Origin of the sequence: Micromonospora palomenae, from assembly GCF_007829925.1 — a bacterium.
In the GTDB taxonomy this organism is placed as follows: domain Bacteria; phylum Actinomycetota; class Actinomycetes; order Mycobacteriales; family Micromonosporaceae; genus Micromonospora; species Micromonospora purpureochromogenes.
The window spans coordinates 399,508-416,929 of the sequence record NZ_VIXA01000002.1; the positions used below are offsets into that span (position 1 = coordinate 399,508).

14 protein-coding genes are annotated in these 17,422 nt (G+C 71.5%); 2 read left to right on the forward strand and 12 right to left on the reverse strand.

Annotated elements, in window-relative coordinates:
* Positions 1-106: 106 nt before the first annotated feature.
* The 8 genes from FHX75_RS12765 to FHX75_RS12800 all read right to left on the reverse strand — a co-directional run bounded on the left by FHX75_RS12765 (position 107) and on the right by FHX75_RS12800 (position 9,405).
* Positions 107-1,387, reverse strand: a complete 1,281-nt coding sequence (locus FHX75_RS12765; protein WP_154939687.1) for a thymidine phosphorylase — start codon at positions 1,385-1,387, stop codon at positions 107-109.
* A 55-nt stretch (positions 1,388-1,442) separates the two neighbouring features.
* Positions 1,443-2,153, reverse strand: a complete 711-nt coding sequence (locus FHX75_RS12770; protein WP_088964039.1) for a cytidine deaminase — start codon at positions 2,151-2,153, stop codon at positions 1,443-1,445.
* A 150-nt stretch (positions 2,154-2,303) separates the two neighbouring features.
* The gene (locus FHX75_RS12775) at positions 2,304-3,584 is read right to left on the reverse strand and encodes an ABC transporter permease (protein ID WP_154939689.1); all 1,281 of its coding nucleotides are present in this window, start codon (positions 3,582-3,584) and stop codon (positions 2,304-2,306) included.
* 3 nt (positions 3,585-3,587) lie between these two features.
* Positions 3,588-4,919: an ABC transporter permease gene (locus FHX75_RS12780; protein ID WP_154939691.1), complete on the reverse strand. Its 1,332-nt coding sequence runs from the start codon at positions 4,917-4,919 to the stop codon at positions 3,588-3,590.
* Positions 4,916-6,490 carry an ABC transporter ATP-binding protein gene (locus FHX75_RS12785; protein ID WP_154939693.1) on the reverse strand — a complete coding sequence of 525 codons (1,575 nt, stop codon included), beginning with the start codon at positions 6,488-6,490 and terminating at the stop codon, positions 4,916-4,918. The genes FHX75_RS12780 and FHX75_RS12785 overlap by 4 nt, the downstream gene beginning before the upstream one ends.
* A 196-nt stretch (positions 6,491-6,686) precedes the next feature.
* Positions 6,687-7,754: a BMP family lipoprotein gene (locus tag FHX75_RS12790; protein ID WP_154941947.1), complete on the reverse strand. Its 1,068-nt coding sequence runs from the start codon at positions 7,752-7,754 to the stop codon at positions 6,687-6,689.
* 277 nt (positions 7,755-8,031) lie between these two features.
* Positions 8,032-8,373: a hypothetical protein gene (locus tag FHX75_RS12795; RefSeq protein ID WP_154939695.1), complete on the reverse strand. Its 342-nt coding sequence runs from the start codon at positions 8,371-8,373 to the stop codon at positions 8,032-8,034.
* A gap of 57 nt (positions 8,374-8,430) precedes the next feature.
* Positions 8,431-9,405 carry a hypothetical protein gene (locus tag FHX75_RS12800; protein WP_154939697.1) on the reverse strand — a complete coding sequence of 325 codons (975 nt, stop codon included), beginning with the start codon at positions 9,403-9,405 and terminating at the stop codon, positions 8,431-8,433.
* Positions 9,406-9,504: 99 nt separating this feature from the next.
* On the opposite strand from FHX75_RS12800, the gene FHX75_RS12805 reads away from it, so the two are divergent.
* On the forward strand, positions 9,505-10,104 hold the full coding sequence (locus tag FHX75_RS12805; protein WP_170285360.1) for a TetR/AcrR family transcriptional regulator: 600 nt from the start codon (positions 9,505-9,507) through the stop codon (positions 10,102-10,104).
* Positions 10,105-10,125: 21 nt separating this feature from the next.
* Here the strand turns inward: FHX75_RS12805 and FHX75_RS12810 are convergent, their stop codons facing one another.
* From FHX75_RS12810 to FHX75_RS12825, 4 genes are all read right to left on the reverse strand, one after another.
* A complete protein-coding gene (locus FHX75_RS12810) occupies positions 10,126-11,937 on the reverse strand; it encodes a glycoside hydrolase family 13 protein (protein ID WP_154939701.1) in 1,812 nt (603 codons plus the stop codon).
* Positions 11,938-12,154: 217 nt separating this feature from the next.
* Positions 12,155-13,054 (reverse strand): sugar ABC transporter permease, encoded by a 900-nt coding sequence (locus tag FHX75_RS12815; protein WP_211364455.1) that lies wholly within the window; start codon positions 13,052-13,054, stop codon positions 12,155-12,157.
* Positions 13,051-14,691, reverse strand: a complete 1,641-nt coding sequence (locus FHX75_RS12820) for an ABC transporter permease subunit (protein WP_154939703.1) — start codon at positions 14,689-14,691, stop codon at positions 13,051-13,053. Before FHX75_RS12820 ends, FHX75_RS12815 begins: the two co-directional genes overlap by 4 nt.
* Positions 14,691-15,941 (reverse strand): sugar ABC transporter substrate-binding protein, encoded by a 1,251-nt coding sequence (locus tag FHX75_RS12825; protein ID WP_154939705.1) that lies wholly within the window; start codon positions 15,939-15,941, stop codon positions 14,691-14,693. The genes FHX75_RS12820 and FHX75_RS12825 overlap by 1 nt, the downstream gene beginning before the upstream one ends.
* Before the next feature lie 197 nt (positions 15,942-16,138).
* Between FHX75_RS12825 and FHX75_RS12830 the strand changes: the two genes are divergently transcribed.
* A complete protein-coding gene (locus tag FHX75_RS12830; RefSeq protein ID WP_154939707.1) occupies positions 16,139-17,224 on the forward strand; it encodes a LacI family DNA-binding transcriptional regulator in 1,086 nt (361 codons plus the stop codon).
* The last annotated feature ends 198 nt before the right edge of the window (positions 17,225-17,422 follow it).

Consider the following 17,422-nt stretch of genomic DNA (forward strand, 5'->3'; position numbering starts at 1 on the left):
CGTCACCGCCGACCTCTCCCCCTGGGCTGGGAGAATAGCGCCCGTGGCGGGTCGGCACCATGCCGAGGTTCCCCCACCGGCCGACCGGTCGCGGGCGGTCGGCCGTTCAGCCGATCCGCTCGATGACCAGCGACGACGGGGTCGGCGCGGTGGGCGCCAGGCGAACCGCCAGCTCGGCCTCGGCCCGCGCCGCCGGGATCCGGGTGGCCTGGTCGGCGCGGAGCTCGTAGAGCGGGTCGCCGGCCCGGACCGGGTCGCCGGGCCGCTTGTGCAGCACCACGCCCGCGGCGGCGCTGACCGGGTCCTCCTTGCGGGCCCGCCCGGCGCCGAGCCGCCACGCGGCCACCCCGATCGCGTACGCGTCGACGGACTCGACGAAGCCGTCGGCCTGGGCGCGGACCACCTCGACCTCGTTGGCGGTCGGCATCGGCGCGTCCGGGTCGCCGCCCTGGGCGCGGATCATCCTGCGCCAGGCGTCCATCGCCCGCCCGTCGCGCAGCGCGGCGGCCGGGTCGGCGTCCCGCAGGCCGGCCGCATCCAGCATCTCCCGGGCCAGCGCCAGGGTCAGCTCCACCACGTCGGCCGGGCCGCCCCCGGCCAGCACCTCCACCGACTCGGTCACCTCGACCGCGTTGCCGACGGTCAGGCCGAGCGGGGTGGACATGTCGGTGAGCAGGGCGACGGTCCGCACGCCGTGCGCGCCACCCAGCTCCACCATCGTCCGGGCCAGTTCCCGCGCGTCGTCGACGGACTTCATGAAGGCGCCGGAACCGACCTTGACGTCGAGCACCAGCGCGCCGGTGCCCTCGGCGATCTTCTTGCTCATGATCGAGCTGGCGATCAGCGGGATCGCCTCGACGGTGCCGGTGACGTCGCGCAGCGCGTACAGCTTGCGGTCGGCCGGGGCCAGCCCCTCGCCGGCCGCGCAGATCACCGCGCCGACCTCGCGCAGCTGGGAGATGAACTCGTCGTTGCTCAGCGCCGCCCGCCAGCCGGGGATCGACTCCAGCTTGTCCAGCGTGCCGCCGGTGTGCCCCAGGCCGCGCCCGGACAGCTGCGGCACCGCGCCGCCGCAGGCCGCGACCAGCGGGGTGAGCGGCAGGGTGATCTTGTCACCGACGCCGCCGGTGGAGTGCTTGTCCACGGTCGGCCGGGACACCGGCGAGAGGTCCAGCCGCTCGCCGCTGGCGATCATCGCGGCGGTCCACCGGGCGATCTCCGGCGGGGTCATCCCGCGCAGCAGGATCGCCATGGCCAGCGCCGACATCTGCTCGTCCGCGACCAGCCCCCGGGTGTACGCGTCGACCACCCAGTCGATCTGGGCGTCGCTCAGCACTCCCCCGTCCCGCTTGGTACGGATGACGTCGACCGCCGTGAACGCACTCATCGTCGAGTTCCTCTGCTTGTTGGTTCTGCTGATCGGCGGTACGCCGCGCCGGGGTTCAGCCCGCGGGCCAGCGGGTGGGGATCTCCATCGGCGGTTCGCCCTCTCCGGCCCAGAAGATGGTGCCGCTCGCGTCGACCACCACCACCCGGGGCGTCCGGGCGTGCCCCCAGGTGATCGCCTCGGCGGGCTCGTCCCAGCTCGGGCCCTCCTCCAGCACCCCGGTCTCGGCGCCCTCGGCGTCCCCCGCCGACCGCTCCCAGTACGCCGTCCAGACCTGCTGCCCGGCGGACATGTCGGGGTGCACGAAGACGGTGCCCCGCCCCCGCCAGGCGGCCAGCCGCTCCGGCACCACCGGGACCGGCTGCTCGCCGGTCACCGCCTCGATGTCGGCCACGTCGAAGGCGTGCGGCAGCAGCTCCGCCATGCGCAGCGGCCGGCCCTTGGACTCGACCAGGCACTCCGGCCCGCCGTTCTCCCAGAGCAGCTGCCGGCAGCGCCCGCACGGCATCAGCGGCTCGCCGGTGGCGTCGACGCAGGACATCGCGACGAGCCGGCCACCGCCGCTGGCGTGCAGGGCGGAGACCACCCCGCACTCGGCGCAGAGGGTGACGCCGTACGCGGCGTTCTCCACGTTGCAGCCGGTCACCACCCGGCCGTCGTCGACCAGGGCGGCCGCCCCGACCGGGAACTTCGAGTACGGCACGTACGCGTGCCGCATCACCTCGGTGGCGGCGGCCCGCAGTCGCTCCCAGTCGATCTCGGTCATCCCACCATTCTGCCCAAGTCACCCTGGTCGGGCGCGGGAAGGGGTACCCCTGGTGTCCGCCGACACCCGCCCGCCCCCGCCCCGGCCCGGAAACGACCGTGCCCGGCGGGGCAATCCCCACCGGGCACGGATCTGGCTTCTGCCGAAGGCTCAGCCCTTGATGTACGGCTTGCCGTCGGCGGCGGGAGCGCGCACCCGGCCGACCAGGCCGGCCACCGCCAGGATCGTCGCGAGGTACGGCAGCATCGCCAGGAACTGGCTCGGGATGCTGCTGCCGATCGCGCCCAGGTAGGTGGCGAGCTGGTCGGCGAAGCCGAAGAACAGGGCCGCGAGCAGCGCCCCGGTCGGGCTCCACCGGCCGAAGATCAGCGCGGCCAGGGCGATGAAGCCCTTACCGCCGATCATGTTCTTGGTGAAGCTGTAGAGCGCCAGCGTGTAGGAGGCGCCGCCGATGCCGGCGACCACGCCCGCCAGCAGCACGTTGCGGTAGCGCAGCCCCAGCACCTTGACGCCGAGGGTGTCCGCCGCGGTCGGGTGCTCGCCCACCGAGCGGGTCCGCAGGCCCCACCGGGTGCGGAACAGCGCGATGTGGATGACCAGCACCAGCAGCAGGCCGAGGTAGAGGAAGATGTTGCCGCGGAACAACGCCGGCCCGATCAGCGGGATGTCCTTGAGCAGCGGGATCTCCCAGTTGGTGAAGCGGGGAGCGCTGTTGTACTTCTGCGCGTTGGTCTGCATCAGCCGCTCGTAGAGGAAGCCGGTGATGCCGACCGCCAGCAGGTTCAGCACGACACCCATGACCACCTGGTCGACCAGGTAGCGGATCGCGAAGACCGCCAGCAGCAGCGAGATGAACGCCCCGCCGATCGCCGCCGCGACCAGGCCGACCCAGACGCTGTTGAACATGCTGCCGAAGAGCGCGCCGCTGAAGGCGCCCATGAGCAGCTGCCCCTCGATCGCCACGTTGACCACGCCGGAGCGCTCGCAGAGCACGCCGGCCAGCGCGCCGAAGATCAGCGGCAGGGCCAGGATGAAGGTGCCCCGGACGATGTTCACCAGCGGCATGAAGTTGCGGCCCTCGGGGGCGGCCGACACCTGCCAGCAGAGGAAGCTCAGCACGAAGGCGACCAGCCCGACGCCGAGCACCAGGGTGAACCAGCGCTTCGGGATGCCGGCCAGCAGGGCGGCGCCGGCCGCGGCGGCGATGATCCCGAAGAGGATCGCGCCGACCGTGCCGTTGATCTCCAGCGCCGCGCCGCCCTCGGTCTCGCTGAGGGTGAAGCGCGCCTGCCGGTCGGTGGCGAGGGCGCCGAAGAGCACCGCGGCGAGCACGCCCAGCGCCAGCAGGACCGCGCCGATCTTGCGGTTGCGCGTCCAGAACCCCTCGTCGACCGCGGCGACGGCGACGTCGGGGACAGCCATGGTGGACATGCCTTACCAGCCCTTCGCCAGGCTCGTCTGCAACCGGGCGGCACGGGCGGCCCGGAGCTGGAAGATCGCCTTCACCAGGGCCGGTGCGGCGATGAAGATGACGATCAGCGCCTGGAGCACGGTGACCAGCTCCAGCGAGATCCCCGAGTACGACTGCATCCGGTTGCCGCCGGCCTGGAGCGCGCCGAAGAGCAGCGCCGCCAGCAGCACGCCCCACGGCTTCACCCGGCCGAGCAGGGCCACCAGGATGCCGTCGAAGCCGATCTGCGCGACCACCAGCGGGGTCAGCGCGTTCGCCGTCGAGCCGAGCACCATCTGGCTGCCGCCGAGGCCGGCGAGCAGGCCGGAGATCACCATGATCAGCACGTAGGTCCGGGTGACGCTGATGCCGGCCGTCCGGGCGGCGTCCGGGTTGGCGCCGACGGCGCGCAGCTCGAAGCCGAGCGTGGAGCGGTTGAGCAGCCAGGCGACGAACCAGGTGACCAGCACCGCGAGCAGGATGCCGGTGTGCACCCGCAGGTCGTCGCCGAGCAGTCGGGGCAGCTGGGCCGAGGAGTCGACCGGCTTGCTGATCGCGTCGGCGCGGTCCGGGTTCTGCACCCCGTTCTGGATGATGATCCAGGAGAGGAAGTAGACCGCGATGTAGTTCAGCATGATCGTGTTGATCACCTCGTGCGCGCCGGTGCGCGCCTTGAGGATGCCGGGGATGAAGCCCCAGATCGCACCACCGGCGGCACCGGCGATCAGCGCGACGAGCAGGTGCACCACCGGCGGCAGCGGCAGCGCGAAGCCGGCGACCGCGGCGAGGATGACGCCGATGGTCGCCTGGCCCTGGGCGCCGATGTTGAACAGGCCGCCCCGGAAGGCGAGCGCGACCGACAGGCCGGTGAAGACCAGCGGCGCGGTGTAGGTGAGCGTCTCGGAGATCGGGCTCAGCACCGCCTGGAAGCCGGACGCCTCGGGGTCGAAGACGGCACCCTTGAACAGGTTCGCGTACGCCTCGCTGACCACCGTCCAGCTGGAGTTGATCGCGTCACCCGGCCGGGCGGTGATGTAGCTGTAGGTGGCCAGCACGTCCGGGTCCGACACGATGATCAGGACCGCCCCGAACAGCATCGCCAGCACCAGGGCGAGCACCGTCACGGTGACGGTGTTGGCGGCCCAGAGGTTGTCCAGGAAGAGCCGGCCCAGGGTGGGGCGGGGCTGCTCCGTGGGCTGCTTCGGGGCGGTCATGGTCGCGCCGCGGTCGGTGCCGCCCGCCGCGGCCTGCGCCGCCTGCGCCTCGGTCGCCGGCTCCTTGTCCGGGGAGCCCGACACCGGGTTTGGGTCAGTCATGCCTCGTCCTCGTTACCAGGGCCTTCGGGGGCGGGGGCCGCGGCGCCGCCGGTCTTGCCGACGGCGTCCGGGGTGATGCCGGCCATCAGCAGGCCGATCTCCTCGCGCGGGGTGTCCGGGCCGACGATGCCGATGATCCGGCCGCGGTACATGACCGCGATCCGGTCGGCCAGGCCGATCACCTCGTCCAGCTCGCTGGAGACCACCATGACGGCGGTGCCCACGTCCCGCTCGCGGATCACCTGGCTGTGGATGAACTCGATCGAACCGACGTCCACGCCCCGGGTCGGCTGGGCGGCGATGAGCAGCTTCAGCGGCCGGGACAGCTCCCGGGCCACGATCACCTTCTGCTGGTTGCCGCCGGAGAGGGTGCCCACCGAGGCGTCGGCCGAGGAGGTACGGACGTCGAACTGCGCGATCCGCTCCTTCGCCGACTTCGCGATGGCGTCCGGCTTGAGGGCCAGGCCCTTGCCGAAGGGCGGCCGGTCGTAGATGTCCAGGACCAGGTTCTCCGCGACGGAGAACTCCTTGACCAGGCCGTCGACGCTGCGGTCCTCGGGAACGTAGCCGACGCCGGCGCGCAGCACCTTCTTGGTGGACCAGCCGTGCATCGGCTGGCCGTCGAGAGTGACCGTGCCGGCGAGCGCCGGGCGCAGGCCCATGATCGCCTCGATCAGCTCGGTCTGGCCGTTGCCCTGCACGCCCGCGACGCCGAGCACCTCGCCGGCGTGCACGGTCAGGTCGACGCCGTCGACCGCGCGGATCCGCCGGTCGTCGTCGACCACCAGGCCGGAGACCTGGAGCATCGGCTTGCCGGGGGTGGCCGGCTGCTTGTCCACGGTGAGCCGGACGCTGCGCCCCACCATCAGCGCGGCCAGCTCGTCCCGGCTCGCCTCAGGGGAGGCCGTGCCGACGGTCTTCCCGCGCCGGATCACGGTGATCCGGTCGGCGATGGCCTTGACCTCGCCGAGCTTGTGGGTGATGAAGACGATCGACTTGCCGGCGGCCTTCAGCGACCGCATGACCGTGAGCAGTTCCTCGGTCTCCTGCGGGGTGAGCACCGCGGTCGGCTCGTCGAGGATGAGCAGGTCGACGTCGCGGGTGAGCGCCTTGACGATCTCCACCCGCTGCTGGATGCCGACCGGCAGGTCCTCGATCACCGCGTCCGGGTCGACCCGCAGGTTGTACCGCTCGGAGACCTCGGCCACCTCGCGGCGGGCCCGCCGGCGGTCCAGGAAGCCGGCGATGCCGCCCCTGACCTGCTCGGCGCCGAGCATGATGTTCTCGGCGACCGTGAAGACCGGCACCAGCATGAAGTGCTGGTGCACCATGCCGATCCCGGCCGCGATCGCGTCGGACGGGCCCTTCAGCTTCAGCGGCTGGCCGTCGACCAGGATCTCGCCCTCGTCGGGCTGGTAGAGCCCGTAGAGCACGTTCATCAGGGTCGACTTGCCCGCGCCGTTCTCGCCGAGCAGGGCGTGGATCTCTCCAGGCTCCACCGTCAGGTCGATGTGGTCGTTGGCGACCAGATCACCGAACCGCTTGGTGATGCCGCGCAGTTCGAGTCTCAGCGCAACCTCCTGGAGTGCGAGCGATGGTGCAGCCTAGCTGCCGGTCGGCCGGCCGACGGGGCCGGCCGCGGGTGGAGCGGATCGGCCGCCCCGGCGCACGCGGGGTGTCCCACATACGCCGAGGCGGCCGATCGTCATGCCTGGTGCCCGCCGGCCTCCGCTGCCGATGATCCCATCGCGGCGGCCGGGGAGGCGGTCACTTGGTCGGCTGGGCCTTCGAGGTGACCGTGATGGTGCCGGCGGCGATGTCCGCCTTGATCTTGTCGACCTCGGCCTTGAGCTCGGCCGGGACCTTGCTCTCGAAGTCGTGGTACGGGGCGATCGAGACGCCGTTGTTGGCCAGGTTGCCGACGAAGCCCGGCTTGGACTGGAGCTTCTCGCCACCGGCGGCCTTGAGCACGGCCTCCTTGACGGCGTCCGGGATGTTCTTGACGACGGTGGTCACCAGCGCCGGGCAGTTCGGGGTGCTCTCGCAGCCGTCGACGTCCACCCAGATGACCGAGTACTTGCCGCCCGAGGCCTGGGCCGCGGCGGTGGTGCCGAGACCGGCGCCGCCGGCGACCGGCATGATGATGTCCGCGCCCTGGGCGACCAGCGCGTCGGAGACCTTCTTGCCCTCGTCCTGCTTGACGAAGTCGTTGGTGAAGAGACCCTTCTGGGTCGCCTTGTCCCAGCCCAGCACCTGGACGGTCTTGCCCTTGGCCTTGTTGTAGTGCGCCACGCCGTCGGCGAAGCCGTCCATGAAGATGGTCACCGGCGGGATCGGCAGACCACCGTAGGTGCCGATCTTGCCGGCCTTGCTCATCCCGGCGGCCAGGTAGCCGGCCTGGAAGGCGGCCTGGGCGGTGTCGAACTGCATCGGGTAGATGTTGTCCACGCCCGGGTTGGCGTCCACGATGCCGAACTGCTGGTTCGGGTTCGCGGCGGCGGCCTTCTTGGTGGCGTCCGACATCAGGCCACCGACGGCCAGGATGAAGTCGCACTTCTGGTTGACGTACCCGGTCAGGTTGACCTCGTAGTCCGCCTCGGCCTTCGACGCGACGTACTTGATGTCGATGTTGTCGTTCGCCTTCTTGGCCTCCTGGAGACCCTTCCAGGCGGAGGTGTTGAACGACTTGTCGTCGATGCCGCCGACGTCGGTCACCATGCAGGCGCTGTACTTCTTGGCGCCGTTGCCGGCGTTGTTGTCGTCCTCGGGGGCCTCACCACACGCGGCGGCGCCCAGCACGAGCCCACCCGCCACGATCGCGGAGGCGATCCGCATCCCACGCACAGAGCGCAAGACGTCTCCTTCCCATTGCACACCGCGCCTCGTGCGGTGGCAGCCCTTGAACCGACCAGCGCTGTGCTGCCGGCATCCCACGTTACGGACGGGAGCGTACGCCCGCGCCCACCCACCGGCCGCCAATCGTGCACGACTGTTGAACGCCTGTTATCCCGGCGTAACCCTGGCGTGGGGCAGATCACTCAGAGTGCTGGTACGTGACCGGCCCGCTGTCCCGAAAGTCCCTTTCCCCGAGCCCGCGAGCGGGTCCGGGCGGCTACCGCCAGAACACGGCGACAGCGGCGTTGAGCAGCGTTAACCCGACGATAGCGAGGAAGTGGCCGCGGTTGACCTGATCCCGCTTCCGGGAAAAGAAGACCATGACGAAGATCAGCAGAGCCAGCACCAACTTGGTAACAAGCTTCGCGGGTGCCGGCTCGTCGCCGTCACGCAGCGGGGCGGAGAGCCCGATGCCGGTGAGCAGACCGATCACCGAGCCCCAGAGCATGGCCGCGTTGATCCGCAGCCGGCCGCTGACGTACTGGGCGATCGCGCCGCCGAGCAGCAGCGCGAACCCGATCAGATGGACGTAGAGAAGTACCAGCCGAAGAGCTTCCACGCCGGCCATCCTCCCCCATCAACGACAGTTTGTAGTAGCCGCACCGCCGGGCTGAGCTCATACCGTGATCTCGGCGGCGGCCGGCCGGGGCGAACCGCGCCGGCCGAGCAGCACCAGGCCGAGCCCGAGCACCGCGTAGCCGGCCAGCACGGCGACGGAGCGGCCCGCGCCCGCACCGTCGAAGAAGGCGGCCGAGCGCAGCAGCGTTCCGCCGGCCCCGACCGGCAGGAACTGCCCCACGGTGCCCCACGGCTGCGGCAGCAGCTCCGGCGCGGCGCTGACCGCGGAGAGCGGGTTGCCGACCAGGAAGACCAGCAGCACGCCGAGGCCGAGCCCGGGGCCGCCGAGCAGCGCGCCCAGCCCGGCGACAGCACCGGCGGCGGCGAGCGCGAAGAGCCCGATCGCCGCGGCCTCGGCCGCCGGGTCGCCCCCGATCACCCCGAGCCAGCCGTGCAGCACGGCGGTGCCGACCAGCGCGGCGAGCAGCGCGTAGCCGAGCAGCCCGACCAGCCGGGCGCGCCGGCCGGTGACCAGGACGGTGATCAGGACGCCGACGAGCATGCTGGTCAGCGCCAGCGGCAGGAAGCCGGCGGCGAAGCCGGCCCCGCGCGGGTCGTCCGGGTCGGCCGGCACCACCGCCGTCACCGGCACCGGCCGTCCGCCGGAGAGCCCGGCCGCGGCCTCGGTGAGCAGGGCCGCCACGGTGGGGCTCGCACCTGGGGCGGTGTGCAGCCCGACGCCGTCGGGGCCGACGACGAACGCGGCGTACACCTCGCGGTCGCGCAGCGCCCGGTCGGCTGCGGCGGCGTCCGGCAGTTGGGTGACGGTGAAGGCACCGGGACGGGCCGCCGCCAGCCGGCCGGCCAGTTCCGCGGTGGCCGGCGTCGGCCCGGCGACGGCGACCGGCAGGTCGCGCGGTGCCAGGTTCGCGGCGGGCCCCGCGAAGAGGGGTACGAGCAGTGCCTGCGCCGCCACCGCGAGGGCGGCGGCCAGGATGGCGAGCAGCATCGGGGACCGGGGTGACCGGGACATACCCAACTCCTTAAAACGAACGCTCGTTCTCTTTGAGATCAGCGTGCGCTTCGGAGGTGTCAGGAGTCAAGAACGAGCGTTCGTTTTACACTGTGGGTCATGCCACGCGTATCGGACGCCCACCTCGCGGCCCGTCGACAGCAGATCCTCGACGCGGCCCGGCGCTGCTTCCTGCGCGACGGCTTCCACAACACCTCAATGCAGGACGTGATCGCCGAGGCCGGGCTGTCCGTCGGCGCGGTCTACCGCTATTTCCCGAGCAAGAACGACCTGATCACCTCGATCGCCCAGTCGGTGATCGGCGGGGCGGACGTGGTCTTCGCCGAGCTGGCCGCCGCCGAGCCGCCGCTGCCCCTGGTCGAGGCGCTGGACCGGGCACTGACCTACGTCGACGCGCAGGCCGGCGAGGGCGGCATCCTGCCGCTGGCGATCCAGGTGTGGAGCGAGTCGCTGCGCGACCCGGCGCTGGCGACGTTCGTGAACGCGACGTACAGCGGCTTCCGGGACCGCTTCACGCTGCTGGCCCGGCGGGCCCGGGAGGCGGGCGAACTGCCGCCCGACGCCGACCCCGAGGCCGTCGGCACCGCGCTGTTCGGCCTGGTCCCGGGCTACCTGATGCAGAAGGTGCTCACCGGACGCCCGGACCGCCGCAGCTACCTCGCCGGCGTCCGCACCCTGCTCGGCCAGCCAGCCGCCTGACCCGCGCCGGGCGGGCCCGGGTCAGGACAGCCGCCAGACCTGGAACGTGGGGCCGTCCGCGGGCAGGGTGACCACGCCGTCGACGTCCGGGCGCAGCGCCGGAGCGCCGCCGTACGCGTTCTCCCCCGCCCGGAGGCCGGTCAGCCGAACGGGCCGGCCCGCGGCCCGGCGGGCGAGCACCAGCACCGCCCCGGTCGGGGCCTCCCGCAGGAAGACCAGGGTGTCGGCGTCGGCGTGCACCCGACGCAGGCCGCCGTGGCGCAGCGCGGGCTCATCGCGGCGCAGCGCCAGCAGCCCCCGGTACGCGGCGAAGGTGGCCCGGTCCCAGCTCTCCGGCCGGTGCCACGGCATCGGGGTCCGCGAACCCTCGCCGTTGGTGCCGGTCAGCCCCAGCTCGTCCCCGGCGAAGACCACCGGGGTGCCCGGCATGGTGGCGAGCAGGCCGGCCGCCACCTCCTGCCGGGCGGCGTCGCCGACCACGGTGCGGATCCGGGCCGAGTCGTGCGAGCCGAGCAGCTGCCACGAGTGGGTGTACGAGCGCCAGGAGATCAGCGACCGGTAGGTGTCCATGGTCGCCAGCACCGCCTCGGCGTCCCGCCGCCGCACCCCGCCCGGGGTGCCGAGGAAGTTCGGCACCGGCTCCTCGCCGTGCCGCAGCCAGGACCAGACCGGGTCGGTGAAGCCGACGTAGTTCATCGTCCCGTGCCAGCCGTCCCGGTCCAGGTCGCCGGTGTGGTCGTGGCCGTGCTCGGCGAGCAGCAGGCCGTCGGGGCGGGTGTCGGCGACCACCTCGCGCAGCAGCCGCGCCACCTCGTGGGTGTACGCGTCCGCGCCGCGCCGGCCGGTCATGTTGGCCACGTCGACCCGCCAGCCGTCCAGCCCGTACGGCGGGCGTAGCCAGCGCCGCAGCAGCGAGTCGTCGGCGGTGGCGAAGCGCCGGCGCAGCTCCGCGCTGCCCCAGTTCAGCTTCGGCAGCGACTTGATGCCGTTCCAGGACTCGTAGTCGCCGGTGGCCTCGTCGAAGTAGTACAGCTCCCGCTCGGCGGCCCGCACGTCCGAGGCGGCGGTGGTGAACCACTCGTGCGCGTCGCCGGTGTGGTTGCTGGTGATGTCGCCGAGCAGCCGCCAGCCCCGGGCCCGGACGGCATCGGCGAGCCGGGCCAGCGCGGCGTCCCCGCCGAGCAGCGGGTCGACGGTGTCGAAGCTGGCCGCGTCGTACCGGTGGTTGGAGCGGGCCGGGAAGATCGGGGTGAGGTAGAGGGTGTTCACGCCGAGCCGGGCCAGGTGGTCCAGGCGCTCGGTGACACCGTCCAGGTCGCCACCGTAGAACTGGTACGGCGTCTCCGGGCCGCGACCGATCACCGGGGTGTCCCAGTCGCACGGGATCGCCCAGTCCGGCGGCGTACGGCCGGCGGCGGCCGCGGAGCGGGCGAACCGGTCCGGGAAGATCTGGTAGATCACCGCGTCCCGCGCCCAGGCCGGCGGCGGGGCGTAGCTGACCAGCTTGAAGTCGCCGTTGTCCGGCACGTCGTGAGAGATCACGCCGGCGGCGTTCAGCCAGCGGTAGCCGGTGGTCCCGGAGAGCATGAAGCGGTAGTTGCTGACCGGGTTGCGGACCTCGACGTCGGCCCGCCACCAGACCTCGCCGCCCTCGGTGCGGTCGACGACCGCCTCGGCGAACCGGGGCTCGCCGTCGCCGGTGGTCCGCACGTGCACGGTGCGCACGTCGGCGCCCGCCGGGACCCGGACGAAGACCGGCACGGTCTGACCGAGCGCCGGCTCCTGCTCGGGTACGTACAGGGCGGATCCGTCGTGGTGCGGCTGCAAGGACACGGAGAGGCCTTTCCCGTGGGTCGGACGGGGCGAGAGGGGCAACCCGCCGCGGTCGGTCTCCCGGCCGCGGTGGCCCACCCGTGACTGCTCCGGTGCACGTCGTCCCGACGCCCTTGCCGCAGCGTGCTGAGGCGGATCGGGTGGCGCCAGCGGTCCGGCCGCGCACGCAGCCGGACCCCTGACCTCGCTCTCCGTTGAGAGCGGCCACCTATCCGATCTATCCCTTGACGGCTCCGGCGGTGAGGCCGGAGACGATGTAGCGCTGGAGGAGTTGGAACACCAGCACCGTGGGGATGGCGGTGAGCAGCGTGCCCGCCGCGAACATCCCGAAGTTGTTGTTGCGCTCACCGGCCACCAGGCCGAACATGCCGACCGCGAGGGTCTTCGAGTTGGTGTTGGTGAGGAACACGTTGGCCAGGATGAACTCGTTGATCGAGCCGATGAAGGCGAGCAGCCCGGTCACCGCCAGGATCGGCGCCACCAGCGGCAGCATGATCCGGAAGAAGACCTGGGCGTGCGACGCGCCGTCCATGGTGGCCGACTCGTCGAGCTCCTTGGGCAGGGTGTCGAAGAAGCCCTTCATCAGCCAGGTGTTCGCCCCCAGCGCGCCACCCATGTAGAGCAGGAACAGGCCCCACGGGGTGTTGAAGCCGATCGACGGCCACAGGTCGGTGACCGTGGTGAAGATCAGGAAGATCGCCACGATCGCCAGGAACTGCGGGAACATCTGGATCAGCAGCAGCGTGAGCAGCCCGACCCGGCGGCCGGCGAACCGCATCCGGGAGAACGCGTACGCGGCCAGCGCCGACAGGAAGATCGACGCGAAGCTGGCCACCCCGGCGAGCAGCAGCGAGTTCAGGAACCAGTGGGCGAACGCCGTCTTCGAGAACAGGTTGGTGAAGTTCTCGAACGACGCCCCGGTCGGCAGCAGCTCGGTGGAGGACAGGGTGCCCAGCGGGTTGAGCGCGGCCGAGATGACGAAGACGATCGGGAAGAGGCTGAACGCCACCGCGAGCACCCCGACCAGGTGCCGCCAACCGACCTGGGTGAACCAGCGGCCCCTGGACCTGCCCGTCGCGTTGCGGTTGGCCACGGGCGCGTCCGCGTAGGTCGTCACGAGTACACCTCCTCCTGCTTGCGGGTACGCGAGAAGCTGACCGCCGACACGACGGCCACGATCGCGAAGATGAAGATCGAGACGGTGGCGGCCATGCCGTACTCGGCGCCCTGCGCGCCGAAGGCCAACCGGTAGGTGTACGTGATCAGCAGGTCGGTGGCGCCGCTGCGCGGGTTGTCCGCGGGGAAGGGGCCACCCTCGGTGGTGAACCAGATCGCGTTGATGTTGTTGAAGTTGTACGCGAACGACGCGATCAGCAGCGGCGAGATGGCCACCAGCAGCAGCGGCAGGGTGACCGCCTTGAACGACTGGAACGGGCTCGCGCCGTCGACCGAGGTGGCCTCGGTCAGCTCCCGCGGGATGGCCTGGAGCGCGCCGGTGGCGACCAGGAACATGTACGGGTAACCGAGCCAGAGCTGCACCAGCAGCACCGCGATCCGGGCGGACCAGGTCTCGCCGAACCAGTCGACGCTCAGCCCGAACAGGTTGTTGACCAGGCCGAAGTCGGTGTTGAACATGTCCCGCCAGACCAGCAGCATCGCGAACGACGGCATGGCGTACGGCAGGATCAGCAGCACCCGGTACAGGTTGGTGCCACGCATCCGGGGCGAGTGCAGGGCCAGCGCGATGCCCAGGCCGAGCAGGAACGTGAAGCCGGTCGAGCCGATCGCGAAGGCGAAGTTCCAGACCAGCGTGCCGAAGAACGGGCCGGAGATGTTCGGGTCGGTCAGCACCCGGCCGAAGTTCTCCAGGCCGACGTTGACCTTCCAGCCCTGGGCGAGCCGCTCCCCGTCGGCGGCGACGAAGGAGCCGACCGACTCGTCGGCGGTCCAGGTCCTGCCGCTCTCGGTGTCCTTGATGCAGTCGCAGGACTCGTCGTAGGCGCGGACCGCGGTCCCCTCGTACGCCCGGGTCAGGCCGGAGGAGCGCAGCGCGCCGCCGGCGGTCGGCACCACCAGCTCGGTGATGTCCTCGCTGCGGGCGCTGGCCTGGCCGAAGTTCAGGACGGTGTAGCCCTCGGCGGCGGTGACCTTGCCGCCCGTCGCCACGGTGACCTGGCCGGCGTCGAGTTCCTTGAGCCCCTCGGCGTCACCGACCGAGACGGTGCCGCTCTTCGGGTCGGTCACCAGGAAGACCAGCGGCCCGGTGGCCGGGTCGCCCTTGGTGGCGACGGAGAGGGGGTACTGGGTGGAGCCGGGGACCTGCTTCACCGACGAGCTCTGGATGGCGACGATCGCGTCGGACTTCTCGCCGCGGTGGCCGTCGCCGAAGTTCGTGAAGGCGGTGCTGGCGGTGTAGAGCACCGGGAAGACCTGGAACACGATCAGGAAGATCGTGCCCGGGATCAGGTACTTGGCCGGGATGTGCCGGGGAGTCAGGTAGAGGTAGAACAGGGCGACGGTGGTCGCCACCAGGACGGCCAGGCCGACCCAGAGCTTCGCCTCGATGAGCGGGAAGGCCGCCCAGATCGCGATCCCGGCCACCAGGCCGAGCAGGACCACCTTGACGACGAGGCCGGTCAGGGTGATCGGCGCGTGGTGCCGCGCGTCACGGGACTTGCGCGGGAGCCCGGAGCGGGCGGGCTCCCGGCCCGGGGTCTGCGTGGCAGACCCCGGGCCGGACAGCGACGCGCTCATTACTTGATCTGACCGGAGATCGTCTTGCCGGCGGCGGTGACGGTCTTGGTCGGGTCGGCGCCACCGATGACGGCGGCCTCGGCCTTGCCGAACGGGTCCCAGATCGCGGCCATGGCCGGGATCGCCGGGAGCACCTGGCCGTTCTTGCCGGCCTCGGAGAACTTGGCCAGGTCCGGGTCGGTGCCCTTGACCTGGTCGAAGGCGGCGGTCAGCGCCGGCGGACGCGGCTCGGCGTTGTACAGCGCCACGGCCAGGTCGGGCTTGGTCACGTAGTTGGTGACGAACTCCTGGGCCAGGGCCTTGTTCTTGCCCTTGGCGGCGACGTAGAACGACTGGACGCCCACGAACGGCTGGGCCTCCTTGCCACCGGCGAAGCCGGGGACCGGGGAGATGTCGTACTTGATGCCGGCCTTCTTGGCGTCGGCGATCGCCCACGGGCCGGAGACCAGGTAGGCGCACTTCTTGCCGGTGAAGGTGGCGATCGAGTTCTCGCCGGTGATGGAGCGCTTCAACGCACCGTCACCCTTCTCACCGAGCTTGGCGATCTTCTGGAACGCCGCGATCGACTCCGGCTTGCCCACGCCCAGGTCCTTCGGGTCGTAGTCGCCGTTGGCAGCGGTGCCGAAGAGGTAGCCGCCGGCCGAGGTGTACAGCGGGTAGATGTGGTACGCGTCGCCGTTCTGTCCGGACTGGAGGCAGAGGATCTCGCTGGCCTTCTTCTCGGCCTTGAGCTTCTTGCCGGAGGCGACCAGGTCCTCGATCGTCTTCGGCGCCTCGGGGGCCAGCTCGGTGTTGCGGATCAGCGCGATGTTCTCGGTCGCGTACGGCACGCCGTAGACCTGACCGTTGAAGGTCACGGCCTTGACGGCGGTCTCGTTGAAGGCGCTCTTCTGCTCGGCGGCGAGCTGCACCGGGTCGATGGCGCCGTTCTGCACCAGGTTGCCGATCCAGTCGTGCGCGCCGACCACGACGTCCGGGCCGCTGCCCTGCTGGGAGGCGGTGACGAAGTTGGTCTGCAGGTCCTTGGAGACGGCCTGCACCTCGACGGTGACGCCGTTCTCCTGGCCGAACTTCTCACCGAACGGCTTGAGGGCCGCCGCCCGCTTGTCGTCGGCCCAGATGACGAGCTTGCCGCTCGCGGCCTTGGGGGAATCCTTGGCGGCCGGCTCGTCCTTGCTGTTGTCGCCGCAGCCGGACGCCGCGAGCGCCAGACCGAGAACGGCGACCACACCCGCGGTACGGATGCGCATCGGTACTCCTGTCGTTGTGGCGACCGCCGGGGGAAGGGCGGCCCGCCAGTGGGAACCTCTGTAAGTTCTTGCCAACCGGCGCTGCGGTGCCGCGCCGCTGCTCTCGCATGTTGCGGGGACGTTAGCAAGAGGTTGCAGGGAATGGAAGGGCTTGCAGGAGCGTACGCAAGAACTTGCCCGTGAGCTAAAGTTCCGCCATGCGCGCTCGACTGTCCGACATCGCCCAGCAGGCCGAAGTCAGCGAGGCCACGGTGTCGCGGGTGCTCAACGACCGCCCCGGCGTGGCCCCCGAGACCCGGCAGGCCGTCCTGACCGCCCTCGACGTGCTCGGTTACGAGCGCCCCGCCCGGCTGCGCAAGCGCAGCGCCGGGCTCGTCGGGCTGGTCGTCCCGGAGCTGGACAACCCCATCTTCCCGATGTTCGCCCAGGTCATCGAGTCGACCCTGGCGCAGAGCGGGTTCACCCCGGTGCTGTGCACCCAGACCCCCGGCGGGGTCACCGAGGACGAGTACGTCGAGATGCTGCTGGACCGGCAGGTCTCCGGGATCGTCTTCGTCTCCGGCCTGCACGCCGACACCGCCGCCAACCACGACCGGTACCGCGCGCTCATCGCCCGCCCGCTGCCCGTCGTGATGATCAACGGGTACGTCCCGAACGTCGCCGCCCCCTTCGTCTCCTGCGACGACGGCGAGGCCGCCGAGCTGGCCGTCGCGCACCTGGTCGCGCTCGGCCACCGCCGGATCGGCCTGATCACCGGCCCGGACCGGTTCGTGCCGGTGCAGCGCAAGGTGGCCGGCTGGCGTACCGCGATGACCCGGCTCGCCGGCGCCGGCGAGCAGGACCTGGCCGACCTGGCCGAGCTCTCACTCTTCGGCGTGGAGGGCGGCGAGGCGGCCGCCGGCCGGCTGATCGAACGCGGGGTCACCGGCGTCGTCTGCGGCTCCGACCTGATGGCGCTCGGCGCGATCCGGGCGGCCCGGCAGCGCGGCATGTCGGTCCCGCAGGACCTCTCGGTGGTCGGCTACGACGACTCCCCGCTGATGGCCTTCACCGATCCGCCGCTGACCACCATGCGCCAGCCGGTCGCCGCGATGGCGGTCGCCGCGGTGCGGGCCCTGGTCGACGAGATCAACGGCCACGCCGCGCCGCACTCGGAGTACCTGTTCCGCCCGGAGCTGGTGGTGCGCGGCTCCACCGCGGTCGTCCGCCCGGCCGGCGCCAACCCGGTCCAGGGCGGCACCCGGCACCGGCCGGCGCCGCCCGCCCTCGCCGTCCCGGCCTGACCCGACCCGAGCGCCCCGGACGGCCGCCACGACGGCGGCCGTCCCGCCCGCTGGGACAGCCCCACCTTGTCGCCAGGCCGGCCGGATGGTGCGGGCCATCATTTCTTGCGCAAGGAATGCTTGACTCTTGCAGCAACCGGACGGCATTCTGCACTGACATCCGCGCCCACCACCCACCCGCGCGCGGGTGCTCGCCGT

Coding starts and splice junctions, on each gene's coding strand:
- FHX75_RS12765 (WP_154939687.1), bottom strand. CDS start 1,387: ATGAGTGCGTTCACGGCGGTCGACGTCATCCGTACCAAGCGGGACGGG.
- FHX75_RS12770 (WP_088964039.1), bottom strand. CDS start 2,153: ATGACCGAGATCGACTGGGAGCGACTGCGGGCCGCCGCCACCGAGGTG.
- FHX75_RS12775 (WP_154939689.1), bottom strand. CDS start 3,584: ATGTCCACCATGGCTGTCCCCGACGTCGCCGTCGCCGCGGTCGACGAG.
- FHX75_RS12780 (WP_154939691.1), bottom strand. CDS start 4,919: ATGACTGACCCAAACCCGGTGTCGGGCTCCCCGGACAAGGAGCCGGCG.
- FHX75_RS12790 (WP_154941947.1), bottom strand. CDS start 7,754: ATGCGGATCGCCTCCGCGATCGTGGCGGGTGGGCTCGTGCTGGGCGCC.
- FHX75_RS12800 (WP_154939697.1), bottom strand. CDS start 9,405: ATGTCCCGGTCACCCCGGTCCCCGATGCTGCTCGCCATCCTGGCCGCC.
- FHX75_RS12805 (WP_170285360.1), top strand. CDS start 9,505: ATGCCACGCGTATCGGACGCCCACCTCGCGGCCCGTCGACAGCAGATC.
- FHX75_RS12820 (WP_154939703.1), bottom strand. CDS start 14,691: ATGAGCGCGTCGCTGTCCGGCCCGGGGTCTGCCACGCAGACCCCGGGC.
- FHX75_RS12825 (WP_154939705.1), bottom strand. CDS start 15,941: ATGCGCATCCGTACCGCGGGTGTGGTCGCCGTTCTCGGTCTGGCGCTC.
- FHX75_RS12830 (WP_154939707.1), top strand. CDS start 16,139: ATGCGCGCTCGACTGTCCGACATCGCCCAGCAGGCCGAAGTCAGCGAG.